Origin of the sequence: Pseudomonas sp. 8209 (genome assembly GCF_028682105.1) — a bacterium.
GTDB lineage: Bacteria > Pseudomonadota > Gammaproteobacteria > Pseudomonadales > Pseudomonadaceae > Aquipseudomonas > Aquipseudomonas palmensis.
Window position 1 is genome coordinate 23,405 of record NZ_JANIAH010000001.1, and the last position, 26,940, is coordinate 50,344.

Below are 26,940 nucleotides of genomic sequence, written 5' to 3' on the forward strand. Positions count from 1 at the left end.
AAGGGTTCACCAGGCCCGGCAACAGCCCAGCGTTTTTTTGTCGATTGCCCGGCGCAGCCTGTATAAACTGCACGCCACCTTGCTGGTCGCTACCTGAACCGGCAGCTGAAACAAGAGAGTCGAGATGGGCGCACAGTGGAAAGCCAAGCATAGAGAAGTAGCAGCCAACGCCAAGGGCAAGATCATGGGCAAGCTGTCCAAGGAGATCCAGATCGCGGCCAAGGCCGGTGCCGACCCGGACATGAACCCGCGCCTGCGCCTGGCCGTGGAACAGGCCAAGAAGGCCTCGATGACCAAAGAGACCCTGGAACGCGCCATCCGCAAGGGCGCGGGCCTGGATGGCGACGCGGTGCAGTACCACCACGTTACCTACGAAGGCTTCGCCCCGCATCAGGTGCCGCTGATCGTCGAATGCCTGACCGACAACGTCAACCGCACCGTGGCGCAGATTCGCGTGCTGTTCCGCAAGGGCCAGCTGGGCGCTTCGGGCTCGGTGGCCTGGGACTTCAACCATGTCGGCCTGATCGAAGCCAGCCCTGAAACCCCTGATGCCGACCCGGAAATGGCCGCCATCGAAGCCGGTGCACAGGACTTCGCGGAAGGTGAAGAAGAGGGCTCGACCCTGTTCATCACCGACACCACCGACCTGGACGCGGTACAGAAGGCCTTGCCGCAACAGGGCTTCAAGGTGATCTCGGCCAAGATCGGCTACACCCCCAAGAACCCGGTCAGCGGGCTCAGCGACGAGCACATGGCTGAAGTCGAGGCATTCCTGGAAGCCATCGACGACAACGACGACGTGCAGAACGTGTACGTCGGCCTGGCGGGCTGATAACCCACTTCGCCGGCAAGGCCTGCTCCTACGCCTCTTGCGGGAGCCGGCCTTGCCGGCGAAGCACCCGTTCAACCTGCGCAAAATCCGGCCTTGTCAGCACCTGCGGCTGAACACAGCTCGCCTGCAAGTCCGCCAGTTCCTCTGACGCCTCCCCGCAACACGCCAGCAGTTCCCCCAGCAACACCCCGAACGCCCGCACCTCGATACGCTGCAATGCGTCTGCTGCAACACTGCCATCCTGCGCAAAGAACGATGCCGCGCCAAAGTCCCCGAGCACCGCGTTGCCCTGTGCATCGCACAGGATGTTGTGCGCGTACAGGTCGCCGTGGGTGATGCCGCGCTGGTGCAGGTGCGCTGCGACCGACGCGATGGCCGTCGCCAGCCGGGTTGCGGCTTGCAGGCCAAGGCACAGGTCAGGCGGGTAGACGTCTCGGGTGCAGGTTTGCAGGCTGGGCGGCCCGGCCAGGGCAGACAGGTGGGTGCCCACCAGCGCCATCAGCAACCCCGGCACCTGGTGCGGGTGGTTGGCTACCTGCCCCAGCAGCGGGATCAGGTTCGGGTGGGCGCCAGCTGCCACGCACGCCTGCATTTCGTTGAGCGGCGAGCCATCGCTGGTCATCTGGCCCTTGTACAGCTTGAGCGCCGCCTTTCGGCCCGCCACCTGCACGCGGTGAATCACCCCGGAGGCGCCCTGGCCCAGCACCTCGCCCAGCTCGAGGGCGTGCCAGTCGATGGCGTCGCACCGGCCCGGCGCCTGCGGCGCCGCAAGGCCCTGGGGCAAGGGGTTGCCGGCATACGCCAGCCACGCCAGGCGGGGCATCGTCAGCAGCCACTGGGGCAGTTCGCTCAAACGGTTGGCCGACACCCGCAGCAGTTCGAGCCGCTGGCACCGCGCAAGGCTGGCCGGCAGGGCGCGCAGGCGGTTGCACGCCAGCATCAGCTTTTGCAGCTGCTGGCAGTCGCCCAGTGCGTCGGGCAACTGTTCAAGGCAATTCTCGGTCAGCACCAGTGCCCGCAGGTTGGGGCCCAATGCGGCGGCCGGCAGGTGCGTGATGCGGTTGTTGCGCAACCCGACCATTTCCAGGCGCAGGCACTGGCCTACGCTGGCCGGCACCTCGGTGAACCGGTTGTGGGAGCAGAACAGCACCTTGAGCCGGTGCAGCCGGCCCAGGTCATGGGGCAGGCTGCTCAACGCATTGCCGCTCAGGTTGAGCACTTCGAGGCTGTCGGCCAGTTCGAAGATCTCATCCGGGAACTGCGTGAGCCCGCAGCTCAGGTCGAGGCGGGTGGCACCTGCCAGGCGGCCGTGCCTGAGGTCGTCGAGGGTGTGCATGAAGGGGCTGCAAGGGCAATGAAGACGGCGGCGATGATACCCGACTTAAGTACCATGGCAGGCGCGCAATTGGCGTCCATACTCGATATTCGCCCTTTTAATAACAACAAAGTTCAGGGTTACCGATCGATGACTTACCAGCACAGCTACGACCGCTCCATTGCCGACCCCGCCGCGTTCTGGGCCGAACAGGCTGACCACCTGGCCTGGTACCGCAAGCCTGCGCAGACCCTTGTGGCCAACCCCGACGGCACCCACCAGTGGTTTGCCGACGGGCAACTCAACAGTTGCTACCTGGCCCTCGACCACCAGATAGAGCAGGGCCGTGGCGAGCAGACCGCACTGATCTACGACTCGCCCGTCACCGACACCCGCCAGACCTACACCTTCGTGCAACTGCGCGACGAGGTGGCGCGCCTGGCCGGCCTGCTGCGCGAGCTGGGGGTGAAGCAGGGCGATGGGGTGATCATCTACATGCCGATGGTGCCGCAGGCGGCCATGGCAATGCTGGCCTGCGCCCGCATCGGCGCGGTGCATTCGGTGGTGTTCGGTGGCTTTGCCGCCAACGAGCTGGCCCTGCGCATCGACGATGCGCGGCCTGCGCTGCTGCTCACCGCCTCCTGCGGGCTGGAGTTCGACCGCGTGATCGAATACAAGCCGCTGGTGGACAAGGCCCTGCAACTGGCCACCCACCAGCCGCGCCAGGTGCTGGTGCTGCAGCGCCCGCAGGCCCGCGCCGAGCTGCGCGAAGGCCGCGACCTGGACTGGCAGGCGGCAGTGGCTGCGGCCAGCCCGGTGCCACCGGTGGCCTTGGCCGCAGGCGACCCGCTGTACATCATGTACACCTCCGGCACCACCGGCAAACCCAAGGGCATCGTGCGTGAGAACGGCGGCAACGCCGTGGCGCTGCGCTTTGCCCTGCGCCATATCTACGGCATGCAGCCGGGGGATGTGTGGTGGGGCATCTCCGACGTGGGCTGGGTGGTGGGGCACTCGCTGATCGTCTACGGGCCGCTGATGAACGGCTGCACCACGGTGTTCTACGAGGGCAAGCCGATCCGCACCCCGGACGCTGCCGCCTACTGGCGCGTGGTGGAGCAGTACCGGGTCAACGGGCTGTTCTGCGCACCCACGGCCATGCGCGCAATCCGCAAGGAAGACCCGCAGGGCGAGCTGTTCAAGCGCCATGACCTGAGCTCGCTGCGCCAGATCTTCCTGGCCGGGGAAAAACTCGACTCCAGCACCCATCAATGGCTGGAGGCGGCCAGCGGCAAGGCCGTGCACGACCACTGGTGGCAGACCGAAACCGGCTGGCCGGTGACCGCGCCCTGCGTCGGGCTGGAGGGTTGCGGGGTGCGTCCGGGTTCGAGCAACCGCGCCGTGCCGGGTTACCACGTGCGCGTGCTGGACGACGACGGGCACCTTCTGGGCCCCAACGAGCAGGGTGCCATCGTGATCGCACTGCCGCTGCCGCCCGGCTGCAGCCAGACGCTGTGGGGCGACCATGCGCGCTACCTGCAGGCCTACCTGCATAGCCACCCCGGCTATTACCACACCGGCGATGGCGGCTACCTCGACGAGGACGGTTTCGTCTACATCATGGGGCGCACCGATGACGTGATCAACGTGTCCGGGCACCGGCTGTCCACCGGCGAGATGGAAGACCTGGTGGCGCGCCACCCGGCGATTGCCGAGTGCGCGGTGGTGGGGGTGCGCGACGAAATCAAGGGCCAGGTGCCGTTGGGCCTGGTGGTGCTCAAGGACGGGGTCAGCCTGAGCGAGCAGCAGTTGCAGGCCGAACTGGTGGCCAGCGTGCGCGAGCAGATCGGCGCGCTGGCCTGCTTCAACCAGGTGCGGGTGGTCAAGCGCCTGCCCAAGACCCGCTCGGGCAAGATTTTGCGGGCGGTGCTGCGCAAGATCGCCGACCACCAGCCCTACACCCCGCCCTCGACCCTGGACGACCCGGCCGTGCTGGCCGAGATAGAAGGGGTGCTGGCCAGCCTGGCGCGGGCCAGCTGAGGGTCAACCCGGGCAGGCTACCGGGCCCAGCACATTGAGCTGGCCCAGCCGGCTGCGGGTGCGGGCCAGGTCGATGGCGCTGCCGCCCAGGCTTTCGCACAGCGAGGCCTGGCCGACCAGCACCAGGTGCTTGTCCTGGTCATACAGCACGTCCACCAGGTTGATGAAGCGCTGCTGCGCCGCCATCGAGCACTGCGCCAGGTCCGGCAGGTGCTCGATCACCCAGTGGTCGTAGCGGCGCGCCAGCTCCAGGTAGTCCATCACCGCCGTGGGTTGTTCGCAGATCGCCTCGAAGCTGAAGCCTACCGCGCGCTCCTGGCTGAACAGGGCGTGCAGCGAGCGCTTGCCCACCTGCAGCCTTACCGGGGCGCCGGCCTGATCCAGGCCGGCGGCATGGCGCTGCGCCGGGCTGCCGGGCCAGAGGTAGTGACCCTGGGTGAAGCGCTGCTGGCTGCCGGAGGCCGGGTGGCTGCGGTAGTCCTGCTCGCCGCCCACTTCAAGCACCTGCATGTGCGCCTCGATCAGGCGGATCACCGGTTCGAAGCGCTGGTGGTAGAGCGGGTTGGGCAGCAGCCCGGCAGGCGGGTAGTTGGAGGTCAGCAGCACGAACACGCGGCGCTCGAACAGCGCCTTGAACAGGCCGGTGATGAGCATCGCGTCGCCGATGTCGTGCACGTGGAACTCGTCGAAGCACAGCACCTGGCAGCCTTGCAGCAGCTCGTCCAGGGTCGCGCCCAGCGCATCGTCCTGCTGGCGATGGCGGAACATGCCCTCGTGCAACTGGGCGAAGAAATCGTGAAAGTGCAGGCGGCGCTTGTGCGGATGCTCCAGTGACTGGAAGAAGCCGTCCAGCAGCCAGCTCTTGCCCCGTCCCACCGCCCCGTACAGGTACAGGCTGCGCGCCGTGCCGTCAGCCAGGTGCGCGGCCTGCTCGGCCATGCAGGCGATCACCCGCTGCTGGCCGTGGCTCAAGGTATAGCCCTGCTCATCGGCCTTTCGTCGGAAGAATTCATCGACTTCAACAGCCGCCAGGCGCTTGGCCGGCGGGTGTGCACGGGCAGCCAGGCGCTGGCGCAGGGCGCGCAGCGGCGAACGGATCCAGGACGGCGGTAAGGCGGTCAATCTCAGGCTCCTTGGGGGTGCCGGGCACAGGGGCCGGCTGAGTGGGCGGCGCTAATGTACCGAATAGGGGGTTGGGCTGCCAGTCATGTCGTGCCTGGCAGGTCATGTAGGAAGGTTCTTGTACGCGGCCTATACATTTCCGAGCTTGCTGGCAGGTTTTTCTTCGGCTGCTACCCTCTGGAACAGATGGATCCTGCATTGCAAGGAGGGTAACGGTGAAGGGACGCTCTCTGGCTGCGCTGCTCGGGCTGGTTGTCGCAGACGCTGCCGCCGCCGCAGATTTTCTGGTGGAAGTTCGCGTGGATGTACAGCGCGGTTGCCAGCTGGTGCACCAGACCCGCGATGCCGGCGCCCAGGCCCAGGGCCTGCTCGACTTCGGCCGTACCGCGCGCCTGGACGATCCGCAAGGCCCGCTGACCGGCGCCTTGCTGCAACAACGCCCCCCACGTCTGGAATGCAACCCCGATACGCTGTACCAGGTAAAGGTCGATGGCGGCCAGCATGGCGGCGTCGGCGAGGTGCGCTACCTGGCCAGCGACACGCCACAGGCCCGTCCCATACCGTACCGCCTCTACCAGGACCCGGCCTGGCGCACTCCGCTGGCGGTGAACATCGCCCAGCATGCACGCGTACCCGACTCGGGGTCGGTGGAACTGCCGCTGTACGCCCGCATCGACACCCTGGCCCAGGTGCCCCGTGTCGGCCATTACTCGGACTTGCTCAAGGTGACCGTCACCTGGTGACCCTGTGCGTGCTAAAGGAACTGGCAGCATGAAGACATCGCAGATTCTGTTGATCAGCCTCGGGCCCTTGCTGTTGTGTCCGATGGCCAATGCCGCCCTCAGCGGGCATATCCAGGCACGCCTGGTGATCAGCGCAGCCTGCCAGATCAGCAATGTGCCGGACGACAGCCCGGCCGGTGGCGGCCTGGGCCTGCTGGACTTCGGCACCCAGGGGCCAAGCTGGGCCCGCCCGCTGAGCGCCAACCTCGACCAGACCGGCGGCAGCGGCACCCTGCAGGTCAGCTGCAACCCCTCGGTGCGGGCCTTCACGGTGAGCATCAATGGCGGCAGCAACGATGCCAACGGCGTGCGCCGCCTGCGCAACGGCAGCGAGCTCATCCCCTACCAGCTGGCGGCCGATCCAAGCGGTGCAGTGCGCTACGGCATCGGCCAGCAGCGCAACTTCTCGATCAGCAGCGCTGCGCAAATCCCCATACCGATCTACGGCGCCGTGGTGGCACACCCCAGGGCGCTGCCGGCCGGCATCTACCGTGACACCCTGATGGTGACCCTGGACTGGTAACAACAAGGAGTGACTCATGCATCCCAACGTCTCACGCATACTCTTCGCCGGGCTTGGCCTGGCCCTTGCCAGCCAGGCCCAGGCGGCCACGGTCACGGGCAATATCAACGCCACCTTGACCCTGACCGCGGCCTGTCAGGTGAACGGTTCGACCGCCACCACCGGGGTCAACTTCGGTAACCTGGATTTCGGCTCGCAGATTGCCCTGTTCACCGAGGCCAGCGCCCAGGTGATCGGCACCGGTGGTGGCGGCGCCATCAGTGTGCTGTGTTCGCCCGGTGCCACGCCGGTGGTGAAGGTGGGCGCAGGCGCGCATGACGCGGCCACCACCGGTGGCAGCCGCGCGCTGGCCATGGGCACCAACTACGTGCCCTATGACTTCTATACCGATGCCGGGCACACCAATCTGCTGGCAATCAACGGCACCATCACCCTCGCCACCAGCACCGGGGTGGCGCAGACCGTCAACCTGTACGGCCGCGCCGTGGGCAAGCCGTCGCTGCCGCCAGGGGTGTACACCGACACGGTGGCGGTCGAGCTGAGCTTCTAGGTCATGCGCCGGTTGCTCGGTGGCCTTGCGGTGCTGGCCTGGGCAGTGCCCATGCCGCTGGATGCCGCGCTCACCAGCACGCTTCAGGTCAGCGCAACGATTGCGGCAGGTTGCCTGGTGGTGGGCGGCGCCAGCAACTACGGCACCCTGGACTTCGGCACCCGTCCGGCGCTCGGCGCCGCCAGCGTGAACACCCAGCTGGCAGGCACCACGGTGACCCTGCAATGCACGCCCGGGGTGGCCCTGAAGATGAGCGTCGACGGTGGCCTGAACAACAACGGGGTACGCAACCTCAAGCGCACCAGCGGTACCTCGCTGGTGGCCTATCAGTTGTACCGCGACGCGGCCTTGTCCCAGGTGCTGGGCATCGGTCAGCTCGTGGCGGTCAGTTACAGCGATCCGACGGCGATCAAGCTGCCGGTGTATGCGCAAGCCCAGTTACCCGGCGTGTTGCCGGCGGGCACCTACACCGACGTGGTGCAAGTGGTGTTGTCCTGGTGAGTGCGCTCCCGGGGTTGTATCGGAACAAGCCAAAGGAGAGGGTGCATGGCGCTGTACGCACGTGGATGGCAAGGGATGGGCAAGTGGCTGCTGGTGGGCGCCTTGCTCGGCGCAGGGGGCGCCCAGGCGGCCACATCGGTGTTGATCTGGCCGATCGACCCGGTGCTGGAGGCCGACCAGAAGGCCGGGGCGTTGTGGTTGGAAAACCGTGGCACCACCCCGGCGAACCTGCAGGTCAGGGTGTTCGCCTGGCGCCAGGACGGGTATGACGACCAGTTCCAGCCCCAGCGCGAGATCATCGGCAGCCCGCCGGTAGCGACCATCAAGCCGGGTGAGAAACAGCTGATTCGCCTGACCCGCACCGGCCAGTCGCCGGCCGGCCAGGAACAGGCCTACCGCATCATCATCGACGAAATCCCACCCGCCCTGCCGGCCAGCGATGCGCAGACTTCCCAGGCGCAGATCCGCTTCCAGATGCGCTACTCGGTGCCATTGTTCGTCTACGGCCAGGGGCTGTGGAGCAAGCCGGACGCCGAGGGCAAGCGTGATGCAGCGGGCGTGGGCACGCCGTTGCTGAGCTGGCGACAGGTATCGCAGCAGGGCAAGCCCTTCGTCGAGATCCGCAACGTGGGGCCGGTGCATGCGCGCCTCACCGATGTGGTGATGCAGCAGGGCGCCCAGAGCAAGCCGCTGGTCGACGGCTTGCTGGGTTATGTACTGCCCGGCGCGAGCATGCGCTGGCCGGCACCTGCAGCAGCCTCGGCGGCCAGTGTGCTGAAAGGGCGCGTCAACGGGGCCGAGCCGCCCCAGACCATCAACCAGGGCCACTGAGCCCGGCGCCTCAAGGGCGCATGAAGATGGAGCAGGGGCCAGGGAGGACCCGGACATGGTGGGACGGCGTGCGTGAGTACTTCTCTGGCCTGCACCCGCAGCGTGACGCTGGCGGTGCTGCTGGCGGGCAGCGCGGTCGCAGGCGAACTGCCGCCACCCCCTGCGAGTATGGAGGCTGTCGCCGATGCGCCGTTGTACCTGGAACTGGTGGTCAACCAGATGAGCAGCGCTAGCGTGGTGCTGGTGCACCAGCGGGCCGGGCGCCTGTACATGGCCACCGCCGACCTGCAGGCGGCGGGCGTGCAACTGCCCGGGCAGCCCGGCCCGGAACTGGCGCTGGACGCCATCGATGGCTTGCACAGCGAGTACGACAGCCAGAACCAGCGGCTGCTGGTGCAGGTGCCGGCGGCGTGGCTGCCCAACCAGCGTATCGGCGAGCGCTCGCTGGGGCCGGCCGGCGAGGCGTTGAGCAGTTTCGGCGCCTTGCTCAACTACGACGCCTACTTCAACGACACCGATGAGGGGGGCACCTACCTGGCAGCCTGGAACGAACTGCGGGTGTTCGACAGCTGGGGCACCTTCTCCACCACCGGGCAGTGGCGCCAGCGCCTCGGCGGGGCAGGCTACGAAGGCGCCCAGGAAGGTTTTCGGCGGTACGACACCACCTGGCGCTACACCGACGAGGCGCGCCTGCTGACCTTCGAGGCCGGCGATGTGCTGACCGGCGCCTTGCCCTGGACCAGCTCGGTGCGGGTGGGCGGGGTGCAGCTGTCGCGGGACTTTGCCGTGCGCCCGGACCTGGTGACCTACCCCTTGCCGGCCTTCGCCGGTGAAGCCGCGGTGCCCTCGTCGGTGGACCTGTTCATCAATGGCTACAAGAGCGCCAGTGCCGACCTGCAGCCAGGCCCCTATACCCTGACCAACGTGCCGTTCATCAACGGTGCCGGCGAGGCGGTGGTGGTGACCACCGACGCCCTTGGCCGGCAGGTCTCGACCACGTTGCCGTTCTACGTCACCAGCAGCCTGCTGCAACAGGGGCTGGCGGACTTCTCGGTGGCGGCCGGCGCCCTGCGCCGCGACTATGCCGTGCGCGACTTTGCCTACGGCCCCGGTGTTGCGGCGGGCAGCCTGCGCTATGGCCTGACCGACTACTTCACGCTGGAAAGCCATGCCGAGGCGGCCGGGTCCCTGGGCCTGGGCGGGCTGGGCGGCAACCTGCGGGTGGGCAACTTCGGCGTGCTCAACACGGCGCTGAGCCAGAGCCGCTTCGAAGGCCGCAGTGGCCAGCAGTTGAGCCTGGGCTACCAGTACAACAACCGCTGGCTGGGCTTCAACTACCAGCGCCTGGAGCGTCATGGCGACTACGCCGACCTGTCGCTGGTCGACAGCCCGTATATCCGCCTCAGCCAGCGCAGCGAGCAGGTCACCCTGAGCCTCAACCTGCAACGCTATGGCAGCCTGGGGGCGGGCTACTTCGATGTGCGCGCCGCCGACAACTCGCGCACGCGCCTGCTCAACCTCAGCTGGAGCAAGCCGCTGTGGGGCAACAGCAGCCTGTACCTGTCGGCCAACCGCGACCTGGACGACAGCCAGTGGGCGGTGCAGGCGCAGGTGGTGGTGCCCTTCGACCTGCACGGCACGCTGGCCCTGAGCCTGGAGCGCAACCAGCAGGGCGAGAACCTGCAGCGGGTCAACTACAGCCGCGCCGTACCCGCCCAGGGCGGCGTGGGGTTCAACCTGGGCTATGCCGGCGGCGACCGTGAAACCTACCGTCAGGCCGACCTGACCTGGCGCCTGCAATCGGTGCAGTTGCAGGCCGGGGTGTACGGCAGCAGCGACAACATGACCCGCTGGGCCGACGCCAGCGGCTCGGTGGTGCTGATGGACGCCGGGGTGTTCGCGGCCAATCGCATCGACGACGCCTTCGTGCTGGTCAGCACCGAAGGCTTTGCCGATGTGCCGGTGCGCTACGAGAACCAGGTGGTGGGGCACACCGACAGCCAGGGGCACCTGCTGGTGCCCTACGGCAGCGGCTACTACCGCGGCAAGTACGAGATCGACCCGCTGGAACTGCCCCCCGATGTGCGCTCGCCGAATGTGGAGCAGCGCGTGGCGGTAAGGCGCGGCGCCGGCTACCTGCTGGAATTTCCGTTGCGCCGGGTACTGGCCGCCAGCGTGGTGCTGGTGGATGCCGGCAACAACGAACTGGCCGTGGGCAGCCAGGTACGCCACGAGCAGAGCGGCGCGCTGGCGGTGGTGGGCTGGGATGGCCTGGTGTACCTGGAGGACCTGAGCGAACACAACAGCCTGGTGGTGCAACTGGCCGGAGGCGGCAGTTGCCGGGTGCAGTTCGAGCTCAAGGCGCAGGCCGACCAGGTGCCGCTGATCGGCCCGCTGGTGTGCCAGTGAAGCGCCGGCTGACGGGGCTGCTTGCGCTGCTGGCACTGCTGGCCGGCATGCGCGCCCAGGCGCTGTGCCAGGTGCTGGCAACCACGCCGGCCACTTTCGGCCTGGTCAACTCCACCCTGATACGCACCACGGTGCAGACCACCACGGCGCCCAGTGCCGGCTTGAGCTGCACCGGTTCGCTGCTGACCCTGCTGCGTTCGGATGACTCCTTCAAGGCCACCTTCACCGCCAACAACGGCACCACCGGGCTGGTGGGCCCCACCGGCGACGTCATCCTCTACACGCTGTACGCCAACAACAGCACCAGCTACCCGATCACCCGGGGCCAGCCCTACGATTTTGCGCGCAACGGCATCATCGATGCCCTGGGCCTGCTCGGCGGCACCTCGCCCAAGACCGTGCCCATCTACCTGCGCACGCAAATGACCAGCAACGTGGCGGCCGGCCTGTACCAGGAGACGTTCACCGTGGCCTGGAGCATCGACTATTGCTGGGGGCTGGGTCTGGGCAGCGCCTGCCTGGGGCGGCAGGTGTTCAACGCCACTACCACCCTGACCATCAACCTGACCGTCACCAACGACTGCCAGATCAGCTCGCCCAACATCGTGTTCGGCAGCGCGCCGGTGGTCAGCGGGTTCGCCACGGTGAGCCAGAACGTCAACCTGGCCTGTACCAAAGGCAGTGCCTACACGGTGGGGCTGGATGACGGGCAGAACGTGGCAGGCGGGCGTCGGCGCATGAAGTCCAGCGCCGGCAACTACCTGGCCTATGACATCTTCAAGAGTGGCGGGGGCGTGCGCTGGGGCAGCCTGAGCAGTGCGCGGCGCGCCAGCAGCGACGCCGACATCAACCCGGGCAACGGCAATGGCAGTGGCAGCGCGGCCGGCAGCCAGGTGTTCAACTACAACGCCAGGGTCTACACCGACCAGGCCACGCCGCCGGCCGGCGACTACCTGGACAGCGTGATACTCGACGTGCAGTTCTGAGCCGGCTGGCGCACGGTGCGCCACCAGTACCCCAGTGCCAGCACATTCAACCCCGCGCCCAGCACGCATACCAGCAGCCAGCCGCCCCAGGCGTAGGCCAGCGTCGAGGCCAGCGAGCCCAGTGCACTGCCGATGGAGTAGAACAGCATGTAGGCGGCGGTGAGCCGGCTGTGAGTATCGGCCGGCAGGCGGTAGATCAGGCTCTGGCTGGCCACGTGCAGCGCCTGCAGGCCCAGGTCGAACACCACCACCCCCAGCAGCAGTGCCCACAGCGATTGCTGGGTGAGGGCGATGGCGCCCCACGAACCGATCATCAGCAGCAGCGAGAGGCCGCTGACCCGTTGCCCCAGGCCACGGTCGGCCAGCCCGCCGGCACGCGCGGCGGCCAGCGCCCCGGCTGCGCCGGCCAGGCCGAACAGGCCCACCTCGGTTGCCGACAACGACAGCGGCGGGGCGCTCAGGGGCAGTACCAGCGGGGTCCACAGCACCATGGCCGAAGCGAAGCTGAGCATCGCCAGCAGGGCCCGCTGGCGCAGCACCGGCTGCTCGCGCACCAGTTGCCACAACGACACCAGCAGCGCGCCGTAGCCAGTGTTGGGGCGCGCAGCCGTGTGTGCGGGCAGCACGCGCCACAGCAGCAGGGTCATCAGCAGGGTCAGCGCTGCCGACAGGGCGTAGATCGAGCGCCAGCCGGCCAGATCGGCCATCGCCCCGGACAGGGTGCGGGCCAGCAGGATGCCGATCACGATACCGCTGGTGACCATGCCCACCACATGCCCGCGTTCGGTGTCGGCCGATACGCTGGCGGCATGCGCCACCAGCAGTTGCGCCACCACCGCCAACAGGCCGGTCAGGGCCATGCCGACAAACAGCCAGGCGCTGCTGGTGGCCAGCGCGATCATCAGCAGGGCCAGCACCGACAGCAGCGACTGCAGCACGATCAGCCGGCGCCGCTCGAACAGGTCGCCCAGAGGCACCAGCAGTATCAGGCCCAGGCCGTAGCCCACCTGGGTCAGGGTCACCACCAGCCCCACCAGCGCCGGGTCGATGGCGAAGTCGCGGGCCATCGCGTCCAGCAGTGGCTGGGCGTAATACACGTTGGCCACCGCCAGTGCGCAGGCGACGGAGAACAGCAGGGCGAGCCACGGCGAAAGCCGGGGCGCAGGGGAGGCGGGCATGGCGATATCCTATGTGGTTGCATAATGAAACTGGTTGTATGCTGAGAGGACCGGTTTTATATTGCAACTACTTTTTTCAGCCTGCCGAGAGCGACCATGGTTCAGCGTACCCGCCTGCAAGATGCCGAATGCCCGGTGGCCCGGTCACTGGACGCGATCGGTGACTGGTGGTCGCTGTTGATCGTGCGTGATGCGTTTGATGGCTTGCGCCGCTTTGGCGAGTTCCAGCGCAACCTGGGCATGGCCAAGAACATTTTGGCCTCGCGCTTGCGCCAGTTGGTGGAGCACCGGATTCTGGAGCTGGTGCCGGCGTCGGATGGCAGCGCGTACCAGGAGTACGTGCTGACCGAGAAGGGGCGCGGGTTGTTTCCCTTGATCGTGGGGCTGCGCCAGTGGGGCGAGGCGTTTTTCTACCAGCCTGGCGAGGCGCATTCGGTGCTGGTGGACCGCCAGAGCGGGGCGCCGGTGGGCCCGCTGCAGCTGCGAGCGGCGGATGGGCGGGTGCTGGGGCCGGATGATTGTGTGCGGGTGGCGGGGCCGCCGCCGGGCTGACCTGCCTCATCGCGGGTCAGGCCCGCTCCTACAGGGCACTGCAAGCCTTGTGGGGGCGGGCTTGAACCGCGATGGGGAGCGCTGCGGGGCGGCGGTGCGTCAGCCCTAGCGCAGTTCTGCGACCAGCTTCGCCAAGGTGTCGATCACTGCGCTGCCCAGCGCCTTGGAGCGTTCACCCGACCAGCCGGTCACCGCATCGGGCGCGTCGTCGTGATCCTTGAACGGCATCTCCAGGGTCAGCGACAGGCAGTCATGCGCCTGGCCCACCGCATTGCATGCCAGGGTCATGTTGGCCTGCCCAGGCTTGCTGCGCGGGTAGCCGTGGGTGGTCTGGAAGTCCCGGGTCACGCTGCACAGGGTGCTGCGAAAACGCTCCTCCAGTGCCGCGATCCGATCCGTGTAGCCCGGGTTGCCTTCGCATCCGGCCGTGAACACATGGGGTATTTCCTCATCGCCATGGGCATCCAGGAACAGGTCCACGCCATACAGCTTCATCTGCTGCTGGGCGAACAGCACCTCAGGGGTGTGTTCGATGTTCGCATCCTGCCAGGCGCGGTTGAGGTCCTTGCCCCTGGCATTGGTGCGCAGGTGCCCGGCAGCGGCACCGTCCGGGTTCATGTTGGGGATCAGGTACAGGTCGGCGACCGCCAGCAGGGCCTGCACGGTGGCATCGTTACCCTGTATGCGGTCGATCACGCCCTCCATGAACCACTCGGCCATGTGCTCGCCGGGGTGCTGCTGGGCGATGATCCACAGCTTGCGCTTGCCCGCGCCCCCGTCGCCCGCCCGCAGCAACGGGATATCGCGCCCTTCGACGCTGCGCCCGGTGGCCAGCAGTTCGACGCCCGGCAAGGCGCTGGCGCGTTCGATCAGCTGATTGTGCCGCGCGCGCGGGTAGGGCTCGAAGTAGGCGAACCAGGCCTGTGTTTCGCGGGGCTCAAGGCTGAAGTGCAGGGCCTTGCCGTCGTAGCGGGTCGGCACGCGAAACCAGTTCTGCTGGTCGTAGGACGCTACCGCCTGGTAGCCCTCCCATGCGGCGCTATAGGACGACTGGCTGGCGTTGTCCAGGCTGAAGGCGTGGGTATGCCCGGGCGTCAGCCCGCTGGCCTTGAAGTGAAACCACTGGAAATGCCCGCTGTGGGTGTCGGGGCGGATGTTCAGGTGAATCCGGGACGGGTTGCCGGCATCGACGAGCAGGATGTTGCCGGCATCGAATGCGCAATCGATGCTAACGGGGGACAGCGTCACGGTCATGGCCAGGCTCCGGTAGAGTTGTTGTGCCAACCACTCTACACCCCTGGATCACGACCAGAAACCGATCGCCAGCGCCGCTGCCAACCCCAGGCCGAGCGCCACCGAGCAGCCTCCCAGCGAAACACCGGCCCAGGCCTGGCGATACCAGTGCCCATCGCCCAGTTGCCGGGCCGGTGCCAGCAGGTTGCGCCAGCGCAGTTCGGTGGCATGGAACGCATGCAGGTGTTCGGGGGCGGCATCCAGCCAGCGGCGAAAGTCGATGCGCTCGCTGGCGGTGATGTCCGGGCTCTGCAGGCGCACATACCATTGCGCCGCCGCAGTGCTGGAGGCGCTGCGCACCGGCAGGGCGGCCTGCAGTACCTGGCCCATGTGCCGTTCCACGGTCGGTGCGCCGATGTCCAGGCGCTGGGCGATGGCGGCGAACGACAGTTGATCGAGGCGATTGAGCAGGAACACCTGCTGTACCCGGCGTGGCAGCTTTTTCAGGCGCACGAGCAGGGCATCTTCGCCGAGGTCGGCGCTATCGTGATGGTGTTCAAGGGGCAGCAACAGACGGGTCATGTACGAGCTCCTTGCAGAAAGAAACGACTGAAGAGAAGGGGGCGTCTTCCCTGACGCTGCGACAGCTTAATCTACATGAGATTGATTCTCAAGTGCTGAATCGGCAAAGGCTTGCCTCGGGGTTACATATCGAGACATACATTTGCTATCATCGCTGCCATTCAAGCACCACCCGCCTTCATTAGCCTGAAGAGCCAAAAAAAAAGACCCGGCAAAAAGCCGGGTCAAAAACCGTGATTAGCCTGATGAGGAGATAATCTGAGAGTCCGACCTAAGGGCTTTCAGTTATCCAACCAGTCTCGCGACCAGTTGTTTGCAATAATAATCGTTCTCATTTTCAAGTCAAATGAATTTTCTGTTATCCAGCAAAAAATTCCGCATCGCTGTGCCTGGTCGTTGAACCACGGCCTGCCCCACCGCCGTTCCCGTTGCCCATCATCCCTCCCTTGATTGAAGCTCCTGCCGCCTGGCCTGTTCCGCGAGGCTGCGGTCCAGCAGCGCCCTGGCCATGTTGATCATGTGCATCACCGAGAAGGCCATGTCCCGTGAGTTGCCCTTGAGGTTGTCGGCCGACTCGTAGGCGCTGGCCGCGGCGCAGCGCAGCATGCTCGAGGCGTGTTCGGTGGCCGCTTCGGCCGAGAGGTCCTGGCGGGCGATGAACAGCTGGTCGTCCGTGTGGCTGACCGTAGATGGGGTAGGGTTGAGGTAATAGTCCAGTGCGCGGCGTGCCGCTTCGCTGTCCAGGTCGTTGAAAGGGGGTGGGGTCATGGGGCTGCCTTCCTTGTAGTGAGTAGGAAAAGATTACCCTTCAATCCTAAGTACATATTGTATTGTATTCCATCGCTTAAATACTACAGAGTATGTATTGAGTCGCTGCTGTCAGTCCGTATCGTGCCAGCGATGAAAAAATGGAATGAACTGGCGAAAGCCAGAATGCGCGAGCTGGGCCTCACGCAGGAGAAACTGGCCGAACGCCTCGGGGTGACCCAAGGTGGCGTTGGCCATTGGATTCGGGGAAGGAACAACCCACCGCTGGCCACCATCGACGAGATCCTGCGGATACTGGGCATGGGGCGCATGGGCGTGGTCTGCGACGACGCCGTCGCGGAGCCGTCCGGGGTCTATGCCACACCGGCGCTGGGTGCATTCCGCTACCCGCTGTCGGACTGGGAGCACCTGGCCGAGCCTGTCGAAGGTGCGCCGACCGTGCTCAGCGACCACCTGGCCGATGGCCCGTGCTACTGGCTGACGGTGGAAGGTGACGCGATGAATTCGCCCATGGGCCTGAGCGTGCCGGCGGGCATGATGGTGCTGGTGGACAGCGGTCGAACTGCCGAGATCGGCGCGCTGGTGATCGCGCGCCTGTCCGGCAATCCTGTCGCGGTGTTTCGCCAGCTGGTCGAGGAGGGTGGTCAGCGGTACTTGCAGCCGCTCAATCCCACCTGGCCCAAACTGACGTGGGAGGAGGGCACCGAGGTGCTCGGTGTGGTGGTGCAGGCGTCTATCCGGCTGGGCTGAAAAGCGTCGCTGGCAAGCCGGCCCACACAGGGTTTCATGGCGCCCACAAAACCCTGTGCAGGTGCAGAGCCGTCAGCCTTCCTGAACCTCCAGCTCCACCAGCGCGGCCCCTTCGCTGACCATCTCGCCTTCCTGGCAATACAGCGCCTTGACCGTCCCGGCCTGGGGTGCGCGGATGCTGTGCTCCATCTTCATGGCCTCCAGCACCACCAGTTGCGTGCCAGCCTCGACCACCTGACCGACCTCCACCAGTACCCGCACGATGCTGCCGTTCATGGGCGCACTCATGCCGCCCTGGTGCGCATGGCCGGCGTCCGCCTCGGCAATCGGGTCGAAAGCGCTTACCCCGTGCAGCTCGCCATCCCACTCCAGATACAGCGTTTGCCCACGGCGCACGGCCAGGTGCCTGCGCCGCACGCCTTCGTGCTCGATCACCAGGTGCTCGCCGTCCATGCGCGCGGACACCGACCCGGGGTTCAGGCTCAGTGCCCGGTCTTCGCCATTGCAGCGCAGGTGCAGGGCGGTCTGCGCCGGTACGCCCGGCCTGAAACCGGTGGCGGCTGCCCACGGCGAGTGCCGGTCATCAGCGCGCACGCAGGCGGGGCGCGATTGCTGGAAGGCCTGCCCGGCAGCCTGCCAGAACGCTGTCGGCAACGCGACGGGGGCGGGCAGCAGTTGATCCTGATAGCGCGGGATGAACCCGGTATCCAGTTCGGCCTCGGCAAAGGCGCGGTGGGCCAGGATGCGGCGCAGGAAGGCGATGTTGGTCTTCAGGCCGCCAATGGCGAAGCTGTCGAGCATCGCCAGCAGGCGCAGGCGTGCCTGCTCCCGGTTCTCGCCCCAGGCAATCAGCTTGCCCAGCATCGGGTCGTAGAACGGCGAGATGCTGTCACCTTCGCACACGCCGCTGTCGACCCGGCGCCCTTCGCCCGGCGCCGACTCGCGGTACAGCGCCAGGTGCCCGGTGGCCGGCAGAAAGTCGTTGGCCGGGTCCTCGGCGTACAGGCGTACTTCGATGGCATGCCCGTGCAGCGGCACCTGATCCTGCGTCAGCGGCAGCGCCTCGCCGCACGCCACGCGGATCTGCCAGGCCACCAGGTCCAGGCCGGTGATCGCCTCGGTCACCGGGTGCTCCACCTGCAGGCGGGTGTTCATTTCCATGAAGAAGAATTCGCCGCGGGCATCGAGCAGGAACTCGACCGTGCCTGCGCCCACATAGCCGATGGCCTGGGCCGCACGTACCGCCGCCTCGCCCATGGCCTGGCGCTGCGCCTGGCTCAGGCCGGGGGCCGGGGCTTCCTCGACCACCTTCTGGTGACGACGCTGGATCGAGCAGTCGCGCTCGTTCAGGTACAGGCAGTTGCCATGCTGGTCGGCGAACACCTGGATTTCGACGTGACGCGGCTTGAGCACGTACTTTTCGACCAGCATGCGTGCATCGCCGAACGACGACAGCGCTTCACGCTGGGCCGAGGCCAGGGCTTCACCCAGCTGGCTTTCCTGCTCGACCACCTTCATGCCCTTGCCACCGCCACCGGCGGTGGCCTTGAGCAGTACGGGGTAGCCGATGCGCTGGGCGGCCGCGCGGAAGGTCTCCAGGTCCTGGGCTTCGCCGTGGTAGCCAGGCACCAGCGGTACCCCGGCCACTTCCATCAGCGCCTTGGCCGCCGACTTGCTGCCCATCGCGTCGATGGCACTGGCCGGCGGGCCGAGGAAGATCAGCCCGGCTTCTTCGATGGCCCGGGCAAAGCCTGCGTTCTCCGACAGAAAGCCATAGCCCGGGTGTATCGCCTGGGCGCCGCTGGCCTTGGCCGCGGCAATCAGCCTGGGGATGTCCAGGTAGCTCTCGGCCGCCTTGGCGCCACCCAGGTCAACCCGGATATCCGCTTCGCGGCTGTGCCGCGCATCGCGGTCGATGGCGCTGTGCACGGCCACGGTGGTCAGGCCCATGGCCTTGGCGGTGCGCATCACGCGGCAGGCGATCTCGCCACGGTTGGCGACCAGCAGGGTGGTCAGCAGAGGGCGGCTCATGGGCGTGGCTCCTTGTCCGAAGCAGGGGTTTGCCAGGCTGGCGTGCGTTTTTCGAGGAAGGCGCGCAGGCCCTCCTGGCCTTCGGCGCTCACGCGGATACGCGCAATGGCGCCTTCACAGTAGCGGCGCAGGGCAGGGGTGAGCTCACCATTGCCCACTTCGCGCAGCAGCTCCTTGCTGGCGCACATGGCCTGCGGGCTGTTGAGCAGCAGATTGTCGACCCAGCGCTCGACCTCGGCATCCAGCTGCGCGGCCGGGCAGGTTTCGGCCAGCAGGCCCAGTTCGCGGGCCCGCTCGCCGCTGAAGCGTTCGGCGGTCAGGGCATAGCGGCGGGTGGCGCGCTCGCCCATGGCCTGCACCACGAACGGGCTGATCACCGCCGGCGCCAGGCCGATGCGCACTTCAGACAGGCACAGCTGCGCGTCGTCGGCACCGATGGCCATGTCGCAGCAACTGATCAGCCCCACGGCACCGCCGAAGGCTGCGCCCTGGACCACCGCCAGGGTCGGCACCTTGAGCCGCGCCAGGTTGTACATCAGCTCGGCCAGCTCGCGGGCGTCGTCCAGGTTGGTGTTGTAGTCCAGCTGCGCCGACTGCTGCATCCAGGCAAGGTCGGCGCCGGCACTGAAGTGCCGGCCGCGCCCGCGCAGCACCATGAAGCGCAGGCTGGCGTCGTTGCCGATCTGGTCGGTGGCGATGATCAGTTCGCGGATCATCTGCGCGTTGAAGGCGTTGTTCTTGGCCTCGCGGCTCAGCCACAGGGTGGCGAAGCCGCGCGGGTCGCGAATCAGTTCAAGGGTAGAGAAGTCGCTCATCGGTCACATCCGGAAAATGCCGAAACGGCTCGGTTCGATCGGGGCATTGAGGGCTGCCGAGAGGGCCAGGCCGAGAATCTCGCGGGTTTGCGCGGGGTCGATGACGCCGTCGTCCCACAGCCTTGCGCTGGAATAGTAGGGGTGGCCCTGGTGTTCGTACTGGTCCAGGATCGGCTGCTTGAGCTGCGCCTCGTCCTGCGGGCTGAAAACCTGGCCGCTGCGCTCGCTCTGTTCGCGCTTGACCTGGGCCAGCACGCCTGCGGCCTGTTCGGCGCCCATCACGCCGATGCGCGCGTTGGGCCACATCCACAGAAAGCGCGGGTCGTAGGCACGCCCGCACATGCCATAGTTGCCGGCACCGAAGCTGCCGCCGATGATCACGGTGAACTTGGGCACCTGGGCACAGGCCACTGCGGTCACCAGCTTGGCGCCATGCTTGGCGATGCCGCCGGCCTCGTACTTCTGGCCCACCATGAAGCCGGTGATGTTCTGCAGGAACAGCAGCGGGATGCCGCGCTGGCAGGCCAGCTCGATGAAGTGCGCGCCTTTCTGCGCGGCCTCGGCGAACAGGATGCCGTTGTTGGCCAGAATCGCCACCGGGTAGCCGTGCAGGTGGGCAAAGCCGCACACCAGCGTGGTACCGAACAGCGCCTTGAACTCGTCGAACAGCGAGCCGTCCACCAGGCGCGCGATCACCTCGCGCACATCGAACGGCTGCTTGGCATCGGCCGGCACCACGCCGTACAGCTCGTCGGCTGCGTACAGCGGGGCGATCGGGGTGCGCACCTGCAGCTGGCCCAGCTTGCGCCAGTTGAGGTTGGCCACGCAGCGCCGGGCGATGGCCAGGGCGTGTTCGTCGTTGTCGGCATAGTGGTCGGCCACGCCGCTGACCTTGCAGTGCACGTCGGCACCGCCCAGGTCTTCGGCGCTGACCACCTCGCCGGTGGCGGCTTTGACCAGCGGCGGGCCGGCCAGGAAGATGGTGGCCTGCTGGCGCACCATGATCGCCTCGTCGGCCATGGCCGGCACGTAGGCACCGCCGGCGGTGCACGAGCCCATCACCACGGCGATCTGCGGGATGCCCTGGGCGCTCATGGTGGCCTGGTTGAAGAAGATGCGGCCGAAGTGCTCGCGGTCGGGGAACACCTCGTCCTGGCGCGGCAGGTTGGCGCCGCCAGAGTCCACCAGGTACACGCAGGGCAGGCGGTTCTGCTGGGCGATGGTCTGGGCGCGCAGGTGCTTCTTGACGGTCAGCGGGTAGTACGAGCCGCCTTTGACCGTGGCGTCGTTGGCCACGATCATGCACTCCACGCCCTCGATGCGGCCGATGCCGGCGATCACGCCGGCGGCAGGCACGTCTTCGCCGTACACCTCGTGGGCGGCCAGCTGGCCGATCTCCAGAAACGGCGAACCGGGGTCGAGCAGGCGGTCGATGCGGTCGCGCGGCAGCAACTTGCCGCGTGAGGTGTGGCGCTCCTGGGCCTTGGGCCCGCCGCCCTGGTGCACGCTGGCGAGCAGGTCACGCAGGCCCTGGACCTGTTCGAGCATGGCCGCGCTGTTGAGCGCGAATTCGGGCGCGCGGGGGTTCAACTGAGACTTCAGAATCATCGTGGCTCCTGGCGCAGCTTCAAGCGGCAAGCTCCAAGCTGCAAGAGTGGGTCTGCGTTATGGCGGCGTTGCCGCTGAGCGCCTCAGCGCGTCTCGTTGAACAGCTCGCGACCGATCAGCATGCGCCGGATCTCGCTGGTGCCGGCGCCGATCTCGTACAGCTTGGCGTCGCGCAGCAGGCGGCCTGCGGGGAATTCGTTGATGTAGCCGTTGCCGCCCAGAATCTGGATTGCCTCGAGGGCCATCTGGGTGGCGCGCTCGGCGGTATAGAGGATCACCCCGGCGGCGTCCTTGCGGGTGGTCTCGGCGCGATCACAGGCCTGGGCCACGGCATACAGGTAGGCGCGGCTGGCATTGAGCTGGGTGTACATGTCGGCGATCTTGCCCTGGATCAGCTGGAACTCGCCGATGCTCTGGCCGAACTGCTTGCGGTCGTGGATGTAGGGCACCACCAGGTCCATGCACGCCTGCATGATCCCGGTAGGGCCGCCGGAGAGCACCACACGCTCGTAGTCCAGGCCGCTCATCAGCACCTTCACGCCACCGTTGAGCTGGCCGAGGATGTTCTCCTGGGGCACCTCGACGTTGTCGAAGAACAGCTCGCAGGTGTTGGAACCGCGCATGCCCAGCTTGTCGAACTTGTTGCTGCGGCTGAAGCCGGCCCAGTCGCGCTCGACGATGAACGCGGTGATGCCGTGGGGGCCCTTTTCCAGGTCGGTCTTGGCGTAGATCACGTAGGTGTTGGCGTCGGGGCCGTTGGTGATCCAGGTCTTGCTGCCGTTGAGCACGAAGCGGTCGCCGCGCTGTTCGGCACGCAGTTTCATCGACACCACGTCGGAGCCGGCGTTGGGCTCGCTCATGGCCAGGGCGCCGATGTGCTCGCCGCTGATCAGCTTGGGCAGGTATTTGGCTTTCTGTTCGGCGGTGCCGTTGCGGTTGATCTGGTTGACGCAGAGGTTGGAGTGGGCGCCGTAGGAGAGCGCGACCGAGGCCGAGCCGCGGCTGATTTCTTCCATGGCCACCACGTGGGCCAGGTAGCCCAGGCCCGCGCCGCCGTATTCTTCGCTGACGGTGATGCCCAGCAGGCCCATGTCGCCGAACTTGCGCCACATGTCGGCGGGGAACAGGTTGTCCTGGTCGATCTGCGCCGCACGCGGGGCCAGCTCGGCTGCGACGAACGCCTGCACCTGGTCGCGGAGCATGTCGATGGTTTCGCCCAGGGCGAAGTTCAGGGTCGGATAACGCATGCTGGCACCTTTCTTGTCGATTGTTCTTTGAGTGGCGTGGTGGTTGACCCGCGATCAAGGCGCTGCGATCTGTCACCTTTACGTTAACGTAAACCCCGCACCGAACACTGTCAATCTCCCCATGACCTTTACGTTAACGTTAATTTGCGCCACATTAGGTCTCGCGTGAATCAGCACCCACAACAATCACAATACGGGGTCGTCATGAATCAACCGAGCTACACCCAGGGTCGCCAGGACAAACCGCTGCTGGCCATGACCATCGGCCAGGCCTTGGACAACACCGTGGCGCGCTTTGCCGAGCGCGAGGCACTGGTGGTGCGCCACCAGCGACTGCGCTACAGCTGGCGCGAACTGGCCGACAGCATCGACCTGCATGCCCGCGCCCTGATGGCGCTGGGCCTGAAGACCGGCGACCGCCTGGGTATCTGGGCGCCCAACTGCGCGCAGTGGTGCATCGCCCAGTTCGCCACCGCCAAAATCGGCGTGATCCTGGTCAACATCAACCCGGCCTACCGCACCAGCGAACTGGAATACGTGCTGCGCCAGTCTGCCTGCCAGTGGCTGATCTGCGCCGGCACCTTCAAGACCTCCGACTACCATGCCATGCTCGGCGAACTGCTGCCGGAGCTGGCGCACCAGGCGCCAGGCCAGCTCAATGGCGAGCGCCTGCCCGACCTGCGCGGGCTGATCAGCCTCGACGACGCGCCGCCGGGCGGCTTCCTGCCGTGGGCGGCGCTGGCCGGCATGGCCGAGCAGGTCGCCCCGGCCGAGTACCAGCAGCGCCAGCAGAGCCTGCAGTTCGACCAGCCGGTGAACATCCAGTACACCTCCGGCACCACGGGCTTCCCCAAGGGCGCGACCCTGAGCCACTACAACATCCTCAACAACGGCTACATGGTCGGCGAGAGCCTGGGCCTGACCGAGCATGACCGCATGGTGATCCCGGTGCCGCTGTACCACTGCTTCGGCATGGTCATGGGCAACCTGGGCTGCATCACCCACGGCACCACCATGATCTACCCCAACGACGCCTTCGACCCGCTGCTGACCCTCGAAGGCGTGGCCCGCGAGCGCGCCACCGTGCTGTACGGGGTGCCGACCATGTTCATCGCGCTGCTCGACCAGCCGCGGCGCGGCGACTACGACCTGAGCAGCCTGCGCACCGGCATCATGGCCGGTGCTACCTGCCCGATCGAAGTGATGCGTCGGGTGATCGACCAGTTGCACATGGGCGAGGTGCAGATCGCCTACGGCATGACCGAGACCAGCCCGGTGTCGCTGCAGACCGGCCCGGACGACGAGCTGGAGCTGCGCGTGACCACGGTGGGGCGCACCCAGCCGCAGTTGGAGAGCAAGATCGTCGACGAACACGGCTGCATCGTGCCGCGTGGCACCATCGGCGAGCTGTGCACCCGCGGCTACAGCGTGATGCTGGGCTACTGGGGCAACCCGGCGGCCACCAGCGAGGCGATCGACCCGGCGGGCTGGATGCACACCGGCGACCTGGCGAGCATGGACGAGCAGGGCTACGTGTGCATTGCCGGGCGCAACAAGGACATGATCATTCGCGGTGGCGAGAACATCTACCCGCGCGAGCTGGAGGAGTTCTTCTTCACCCACCCGTCGGTGGCGGACGTGCAGGTGATCGGCATTCCGGATGAGCGTTACGGCGAGGAGATCGTGGCGTGGATCAAGCTGCACCCTGGGCACAGCGCCACCGATGGGGAGCTGCAGGCCTGGTGCAAGAGCCGCATCGCGCACTTCAAGACGCCGCGACATTTTCGTTTCGTCGAGGAGTTTCCGATGACGGTGACCGGCAAGATCCAGAAGTTTCGCATGCGCGAGATCAGCATCGAGGAGTTGTGCAACCGTTGATATCGCATCGCCGGCAACGCCGGCTCCTACAGGTCGGCGCGTTTACTGTAGGAGCCGGCGTTGCCGGCGAAAGCAGCACCACCGTGCAACCCCGTCTACGCTTGCACCTTCACCGGCGGCTCTTCACTGGGCGGGTCGCCCACGGGCTCCTGCTCCTTGGGCGGCTCAGGCTCCTTCTCGGGCACCGGTGGTGGCAGATTGGGGTCATCGATATTCGGATCGGGCGTTTCAGCAGGAATAGGAATATTCATGGGCCGAACCTCACATAAAGGGCTGTTCAAAGGCTGACCCATTCTTCGACCGTGGCCGCGCCGCATCGCTCATTTTTTATTGAACCCCCACGCCTGCCATTGCTCTGAACCTTACCGTCACAGCGTAACGGAGCGATGTTCGATGACCCGCGATGAGCCTTTCAGCACCGATGAAACCAGCGAGCACACCCTGACCCTGGCCAGGGCGCTGCTGCTGCCGCGCATAGTGATCGAGAACACCGAACCTGTGCTCGACGCCGGCCAGCACGCGGTCAAGGGTACCGTGGGCGAACAGGTCACCGTTACCAGCAAGGTCTTCGCCGACGGCCACGACGTGCTGGCCGTGCGCCTGAGCTGGCGCCGCCTGCAGCACCCCAACTGGCACGAAGTGCCCATGACGCTGCTGGGCAACGACAGCTGGGAGGGGCGCTTCACGGTCAGCGAGGTGGGCCGCCACCTGTTCATGATCGAGGCCTGGATCGACCAGTACGCCAGCTACTGCTACGAGCTGGAGAAGAAATTCGCCGCCGGCGTCGACGTAGGCCTGGAGCTGGAGGAGGGCCGCCGCCATCTGATGCAGAGCGCCGAGCGCAGCAGCGAGCCGCTGCGTGCGCAACTGGAGGCGGTGGCCCTGCAACTGTCCAGCCTGCCTGCCCAGGCCGGCGTCGAGCTGCTGCTGCACGACGACACCCGCGCCCTGATGGGCCGCGCCGACCACCGTGCCTACCTAAGCCGCAGCGCCGAGTTCCCCCTTGAGGTGGAGCGCGAGCGCGCACGCTTTGCCAGCTGGTACGAGCTGTTCCCGCGTTCGGTCACCGACGACCCGGCCCGCCACGGCACCTTCAACGACGTGCATCAGCGCCTGCCGATGATCCGCGACATGGGCTTTGACGTGCTCTACTTCCCGCCCATCCACCCCATCGGCACCCAGCACCGCAAGGGCCGCAACAACGCCTTGCAGGCCGGCCCCGACGACCCCGGCAGCCCCTACGCCATCGGCAGCGCCGACGGCGGGCACGAGGCCATCCACCCGCAGCTGGGCAGCCGCGAAGACTTCCGCCGGCTGGTGGCCGCCGCCGCCGAGCATGGTCTGGAAATCGCCCTGGACTTCGCCATCCAGTGCTCTCAGGACCACCCCTGGCTCACCGAGCACCCGGGCTGGTTCAGTTGGCGCCCCGACGGCACCATCCGCTATGCCGAGAACCCACCGAAAAAATACCAGGACATCGTCAACGTCGACTTCTATGCCGCCGACGCGGTGCCCGCCCTGTGGCTGGCCCTGCGCGACGTGGTGCTGGGCTGGGTGCAGGAGGGCGTGACCCAGTTTCGCGTGGACAACCCGCACACCAAGCCGCTGCCGTTCTGGGAGTGGCTGATCGCCAACGTGCGCAGCCAGCACCCGCAGGTGATCTTCCTCGCCGAGGCCTTCACCAAGCCGGCGATGATGGCGCGCCTGGGCAAGGTCGGCTATTCGCAGAGCTATACCTACTTCACCTGGCGCAACACCAAGGCCGAGCTGCAACAGTACTTCGGCGAACTCAACCAGCCGCCGTGGTCGTACTGCTACCGCCCCAACTTCTTCGTCAACACGCCGGACATCAACCCGTTCTTCCTGCACGACTCCGGCCGCCCGGGCTTTCTGATTCGCGCAGCGCTGGCCACCATGGGCTCGGGCCTGTGGGGCATGTATTCGGGGTTCGAGCTGTGCGAGGCGGCGGCGATACCGGGCAAGGAGGAATACCTGGACTCGGAGAAGTACGAGATCCGCCCGCGCGACTACACCCAGCCCGGCAACATCATTGCCGAGATCGCCAAGCTCAACCGCATCCGCCGCCAGCACCCGGCCCTGCAGACCCACCTGGGCATCCGCTTCTACAACGCCTGGAACGACAACATCCTGTACTTCGCCAAGGGCGATCCGGCCAGCGGCAGCCTGATCCTGGTGGCCGTCAGCCTCGACCCGCACAACGCCCAGGAGGCGCACTTCGAGTTGCCGCTGTGGGAGCTGGGCCTGGAGGACGACGCCGAAACCTTCGGCGAAGACCTGATGAGCGGCCATCGCTGGAGCTGGTACGGCAAGACCCAGTGGATGCGCATCGAACCCTGGCACCAGCCGTTCGGCATCTGGCGCATCACCCCGGCCCGCTAGCCCCCCG

The 26,940-nt window shown here is 66.7% G+C and carries 24 protein-coding genes; 13 read left to right on the forward strand and 11 right to left on the reverse strand.

What is annotated here, in order from left to right; genetic code table 11:
- Window positions 1–124 precede the first annotated feature (124 nt).
- Window positions 125–832, forward strand: coding sequence for a YebC/PmpR family DNA-binding transcriptional regulator (locus NP552_RS00085; RefSeq protein WP_043863975.1), 708 nt, complete (start codon window positions 125–127; stop codon window positions 830–832).
- A gap of 28 nt (window positions 833–860) precedes the next feature.
- On the opposite strand, the gene NP552_RS00090 is transcribed toward NP552_RS00085, so the two are convergent.
- Window positions 861–2,168, reverse strand: a complete 1,308-nt coding sequence (locus NP552_RS00090; RefSeq protein ID WP_274096260.1) for a leucine-rich repeat-containing protein kinase family protein — start codon at window positions 2,166–2,168, stop codon at window positions 861–863.
- A gap of 129 nt (window positions 2,169–2,297) precedes the next feature.
- On the opposite strand from NP552_RS00090, the gene NP552_RS00095 reads away from it, so the two are divergent.
- Complete coding sequence (locus NP552_RS00095) at window positions 2,298–4,187, forward strand: propionyl-CoA synthetase (protein ID WP_054914393.1); 1,890 nt, start codon at window positions 2,298–2,300, stop codon at window positions 4,185–4,187.
- A gap of 3 nt (window positions 4,188–4,190) precedes the next feature.
- Here the strand turns inward: NP552_RS00095 and zapE are convergent, their stop codons facing one another.
- On the reverse strand, window positions 4,191–5,309 hold the full coding sequence (gene zapE / locus NP552_RS00100; RefSeq protein ID WP_167400187.1) for a cell division protein ZapE: 1,119 nt from the start codon (window positions 5,307–5,309) through the stop codon (window positions 4,191–4,193).
- Window positions 5,310–5,524: 215 nt separating this feature from the next.
- On the opposite strand from zapE, the gene NP552_RS00105 reads away from it, so the two are divergent.
- The 7 genes from NP552_RS00105 (at window position 5,525) to NP552_RS00135 (ending at window position 11,891) form a co-directional block, all read left to right on the forward strand.
- On the forward strand, window positions 5,525–6,052 hold the full coding sequence (locus tag NP552_RS00105; protein ID WP_078481712.1) for a Csu type fimbrial protein: 528 nt from the start codon (window positions 5,525–5,527) through the stop codon (window positions 6,050–6,052).
- 28 nt (window positions 6,053–6,080) lie between these two features.
- Complete coding sequence (locus NP552_RS00110; RefSeq protein WP_043863971.1) at window positions 6,081–6,614, forward strand: Csu type fimbrial protein; 534 nt, start codon at window positions 6,081–6,083, stop codon at window positions 6,612–6,614.
- A gap of 16 nt (window positions 6,615–6,630) precedes the next feature.
- Window positions 6,631–7,164, forward strand: coding sequence for a Csu type fimbrial protein (locus tag NP552_RS00115; protein WP_043863970.1), 534 nt, complete (start codon window positions 6,631–6,633; stop codon window positions 7,162–7,164).
- 3 nt (window positions 7,165–7,167) lie between these two features.
- Window positions 7,168–7,665, forward strand: coding sequence for a Csu type fimbrial protein (locus NP552_RS00120; RefSeq protein ID WP_043863969.1), 498 nt, complete (start codon window positions 7,168–7,170; stop codon window positions 7,663–7,665).
- A gap of 45 nt (window positions 7,666–7,710) precedes the next feature.
- Window positions 7,711–8,496, forward strand: coding sequence for a fimbrial biogenesis chaperone (locus NP552_RS00125; RefSeq protein ID WP_078481711.1), 786 nt, complete (start codon window positions 7,711–7,713; stop codon window positions 8,494–8,496).
- A 168-nt stretch (window positions 8,497–8,664) separates the two neighbouring features.
- Window positions 8,665–10,905 carry a fimbria/pilus outer membrane usher protein gene (locus tag NP552_RS00130; protein ID WP_116055334.1) on the forward strand — a complete coding sequence of 747 codons (2,241 nt, stop codon included), beginning with the start codon at window positions 8,665–8,667 and terminating at the stop codon, window positions 10,903–10,905.
- A gap of 47 nt (window positions 10,906–10,952) precedes the next feature.
- Entirely contained in the window at window positions 10,953–11,891 is a 939-nt protein-coding gene (locus NP552_RS00135; RefSeq protein WP_100632862.1) for a Csu type fimbrial protein, read from the forward strand.
- Here NP552_RS00135 and NP552_RS00140 read toward each other — a convergent pair.
- Complete coding sequence (locus tag NP552_RS00140; RefSeq protein WP_078481709.1) at window positions 11,855–13,069, reverse strand: MFS transporter; 1,215 nt, start codon at window positions 13,067–13,069, stop codon at window positions 11,855–11,857. The two genes, NP552_RS00135 and NP552_RS00140, sit on opposite strands and share 37 nt — an antisense overlap.
- A gap of 96 nt (window positions 13,070–13,165) precedes the next feature.
- Here NP552_RS00140 and NP552_RS00145 point away from each other — a divergent pair, with 96 nt between their 5' ends.
- On the forward strand, window positions 13,166–13,621 hold the full coding sequence (locus NP552_RS00145) for a winged helix-turn-helix transcriptional regulator (RefSeq protein ID WP_104572531.1): 456 nt from the start codon (window positions 13,166–13,168) through the stop codon (window positions 13,619–13,621).
- A 105-nt stretch (window positions 13,622–13,726) separates the two neighbouring features.
- Here the strand turns inward: NP552_RS00145 and NP552_RS00150 are convergent, their stop codons facing one another.
- From NP552_RS00150 to NP552_RS00160, 3 genes are all read right to left on the reverse strand, one after another.
- Window positions 13,727–14,875 (reverse strand): M14 family metallopeptidase, encoded by a 1,149-nt coding sequence (locus tag NP552_RS00150; protein WP_210014728.1) that lies wholly within the window; start codon window positions 14,873–14,875, stop codon window positions 13,727–13,729.
- 48 nt (window positions 14,876–14,923) lie between these two features.
- Window positions 14,924–15,436 (reverse strand): DUF4880 domain-containing protein, encoded by a 513-nt coding sequence (locus NP552_RS00155; RefSeq protein WP_043863965.1) that lies wholly within the window; start codon window positions 15,434–15,436, stop codon window positions 14,924–14,926.
- A 435-nt stretch (window positions 15,437–15,871) separates the two neighbouring features.
- Window positions 15,872–16,204, reverse strand: a complete 333-nt coding sequence (locus NP552_RS00160) for a DUF6124 family protein (RefSeq protein WP_054914395.1) — start codon at window positions 16,202–16,204, stop codon at window positions 15,872–15,874.
- Window positions 16,205–16,336: 132 nt separating this feature from the next.
- Here NP552_RS00160 and NP552_RS00165 point away from each other — a divergent pair, with 132 nt between their 5' ends.
- Window positions 16,337–16,954 (forward strand): LexA family protein, encoded by a 618-nt coding sequence (locus NP552_RS00165; protein ID WP_274096261.1) that lies wholly within the window; start codon window positions 16,337–16,339, stop codon window positions 16,952–16,954.
- Between the two features lie 72 nt (window positions 16,955–17,026).
- Here NP552_RS00165 and NP552_RS00170 read toward each other — a convergent pair whose 3' ends face one another.
- The 4 genes from NP552_RS00170 to NP552_RS00185 all read right to left on the reverse strand — a co-directional run bounded on the left by NP552_RS00170 (window position 17,027) and on the right by NP552_RS00185 (window position 22,655).
- Window positions 17,027–18,985 (reverse strand): acetyl/propionyl/methylcrotonyl-CoA carboxylase subunit alpha, encoded by a 1,959-nt coding sequence (locus tag NP552_RS00170; RefSeq protein WP_274096262.1) that lies wholly within the window; start codon window positions 18,983–18,985, stop codon window positions 17,027–17,029.
- The gene (locus tag NP552_RS00175; protein ID WP_274096263.1) at window positions 18,982–19,800 is read right to left on the reverse strand and encodes a gamma-carboxygeranoyl-CoA hydratase; all 819 of its coding nucleotides are present in this window, start codon (window positions 19,798–19,800) and stop codon (window positions 18,982–18,984) included. The genes NP552_RS00170 and NP552_RS00175 overlap by 4 nt, the downstream gene beginning before the upstream one ends.
- Window positions 19,801–19,803: 3 nt before the next feature.
- Window positions 19,804–21,408: a carboxyl transferase domain-containing protein gene (locus NP552_RS00180; RefSeq protein ID WP_043863960.1), complete on the reverse strand. Its 1,605-nt coding sequence runs from the start codon at window positions 21,406–21,408 to the stop codon at window positions 19,804–19,806.
- 83 nt (window positions 21,409–21,491) lie between these two features.
- Complete coding sequence (locus tag NP552_RS00185) at window positions 21,492–22,655, reverse strand: isovaleryl-CoA dehydrogenase (RefSeq protein ID WP_043863959.1); 1,164 nt, start codon at window positions 22,653–22,655, stop codon at window positions 21,492–21,494.
- A gap of 204 nt (window positions 22,656–22,859) precedes the next feature.
- Between NP552_RS00185 and NP552_RS00190 the strand changes: the two genes are divergently transcribed.
- On the forward strand, window positions 22,860–24,533 hold the full coding sequence (locus NP552_RS00190; protein ID WP_116053828.1) for an AMP-binding protein: 1,674 nt from the start codon (window positions 22,860–22,862) through the stop codon (window positions 24,531–24,533).
- A 95-nt stretch (window positions 24,534–24,628) separates the two neighbouring features.
- On the opposite strand, the gene NP552_RS00195 is transcribed toward NP552_RS00190, so the two are convergent.
- On the reverse strand, window positions 24,629–24,784 hold the full coding sequence (locus NP552_RS00195) for a hypothetical protein (RefSeq protein WP_167400188.1): 156 nt from the start codon (window positions 24,782–24,784) through the stop codon (window positions 24,629–24,631).
- A gap of 142 nt (window positions 24,785–24,926) precedes the next feature.
- On the opposite strand from NP552_RS00195, the gene NP552_RS00200 reads away from it, so the two are divergent.
- A complete protein-coding gene (locus NP552_RS00200; protein ID WP_274096264.1) occupies window positions 24,927–26,933 on the forward strand; it encodes an alpha-1,4-glucan--maltose-1-phosphate maltosyltransferase in 2,007 nt (668 codons plus the stop codon).
- The last annotated feature ends 7 nt before the right edge of the window (window positions 26,934–26,940 follow it).

What these genes read in the sequence shown, in the direction of transcription:
- NP552_RS00110 (WP_043863971.1), top strand. Translation starts at nt 6,081, where the DNA reads ATGAAGACATCGCAGATTCTGTTGATCAGCCTCGGGCCCTTGCTGTTG.
- NP552_RS00125 (WP_078481711.1), top strand. Translation starts at nt 7,711, where the DNA reads ATGGCGCTGTACGCACGTGGATGGCAAGGGATGGGCAAGTGGCTGCTG.
- NP552_RS00200 (WP_274096264.1), top strand. Translation starts at nt 24,927, where the DNA reads ATGACCCGCGATGAGCCTTTCAGCACCGATGAAACCAGCGAGCACACC.
- NP552_RS00195 (WP_167400188.1), bottom strand. Translation starts at nt 24,784, where the DNA reads ATGAATATTCCTATTCCTGCTGAAACGCCCGATCCGAATATCGATGAC.
- NP552_RS00135 (WP_100632862.1), top strand. Translation starts at nt 10,953, where the DNA reads ATGCGCGCCCAGGCGCTGTGCCAGGTGCTGGCAACCACGCCGGCCACT.
- NP552_RS00160 (WP_054914395.1), bottom strand. Translation starts at nt 16,204, where the DNA reads ATGACCCCACCCCCTTTCAACGACCTGGACAGCGAAGCGGCACGCCGC.
- NP552_RS00085 (WP_043863975.1), top strand. Translation starts at nt 125, where the DNA reads ATGGGCGCACAGTGGAAAGCCAAGCATAGAGAAGTAGCAGCCAACGCC.
- NP552_RS00150 (WP_210014728.1), bottom strand. Translation starts at nt 14,875, where the DNA reads ATGACCGTGACGCTGTCCCCCGTTAGCATCGATTGCGCATTCGATGCC.
- NP552_RS00090 (WP_274096260.1), bottom strand. Translation starts at nt 2,168, where the DNA reads ATGCACACCCTCGACGACCTCAGGCACGGCCGCCTGGCAGGTGCCACC.
- NP552_RS00190 (WP_116053828.1), top strand. Translation starts at nt 22,860, where the DNA reads ATGAATCAACCGAGCTACACCCAGGGTCGCCAGGACAAACCGCTGCTG.
- NP552_RS00165 (WP_274096261.1), top strand. Translation starts at nt 16,337, where the DNA reads ATGAAAAAATGGAATGAACTGGCGAAAGCCAGAATGCGCGAGCTGGGC.
- NP552_RS00180 (WP_043863960.1), bottom strand. Translation starts at nt 21,408, where the DNA reads ATGATTCTGAAGTCTCAGTTGAACCCCCGCGCGCCCGAATTCGCGCTC.
- NP552_RS00185 (WP_043863959.1), bottom strand. Translation starts at nt 22,655, where the DNA reads ATGCGTTATCCGACCCTGAACTTCGCCCTGGGCGAAACCATCGACATG.
- NP552_RS00155 (WP_043863965.1), bottom strand. Translation starts at nt 15,436, where the DNA reads ATGACCCGTCTGTTGCTGCCCCTTGAACACCATCACGATAGCGCCGAC.
- NP552_RS00130 (WP_116055334.1), top strand. Translation starts at nt 8,665, where the DNA reads ATGGAGGCTGTCGCCGATGCGCCGTTGTACCTGGAACTGGTGGTCAAC.
- NP552_RS00095 (WP_054914393.1), top strand. Translation starts at nt 2,298, where the DNA reads ATGACTTACCAGCACAGCTACGACCGCTCCATTGCCGACCCCGCCGCG.
- NP552_RS00140 (WP_078481709.1), bottom strand. Translation starts at nt 13,069, where the DNA reads ATGCCCGCCTCCCCTGCGCCCCGGCTTTCGCCGTGGCTCGCCCTGCTG.
- NP552_RS00145 (WP_104572531.1), top strand. Translation starts at nt 13,166, where the DNA reads ATGGTTCAGCGTACCCGCCTGCAAGATGCCGAATGCCCGGTGGCCCGG.
- NP552_RS00175 (WP_274096263.1), bottom strand. Translation starts at nt 19,800, where the DNA reads ATGAGCGACTTCTCTACCCTTGAACTGATTCGCGACCCGCGCGGCTTC.
- NP552_RS00115 (WP_043863970.1), top strand. Translation starts at nt 6,631, where the DNA reads ATGCATCCCAACGTCTCACGCATACTCTTCGCCGGGCTTGGCCTGGCC.
- NP552_RS00170 (WP_274096262.1), bottom strand. Translation starts at nt 18,985, where the DNA reads ATGAGCCGCCCTCTGCTGACCACCCTGCTGGTCGCCAACCGTGGCGAG.
- NP552_RS00120 (WP_043863969.1), top strand. Translation starts at nt 7,168, where the DNA reads ATGCGCCGGTTGCTCGGTGGCCTTGCGGTGCTGGCCTGGGCAGTGCCC.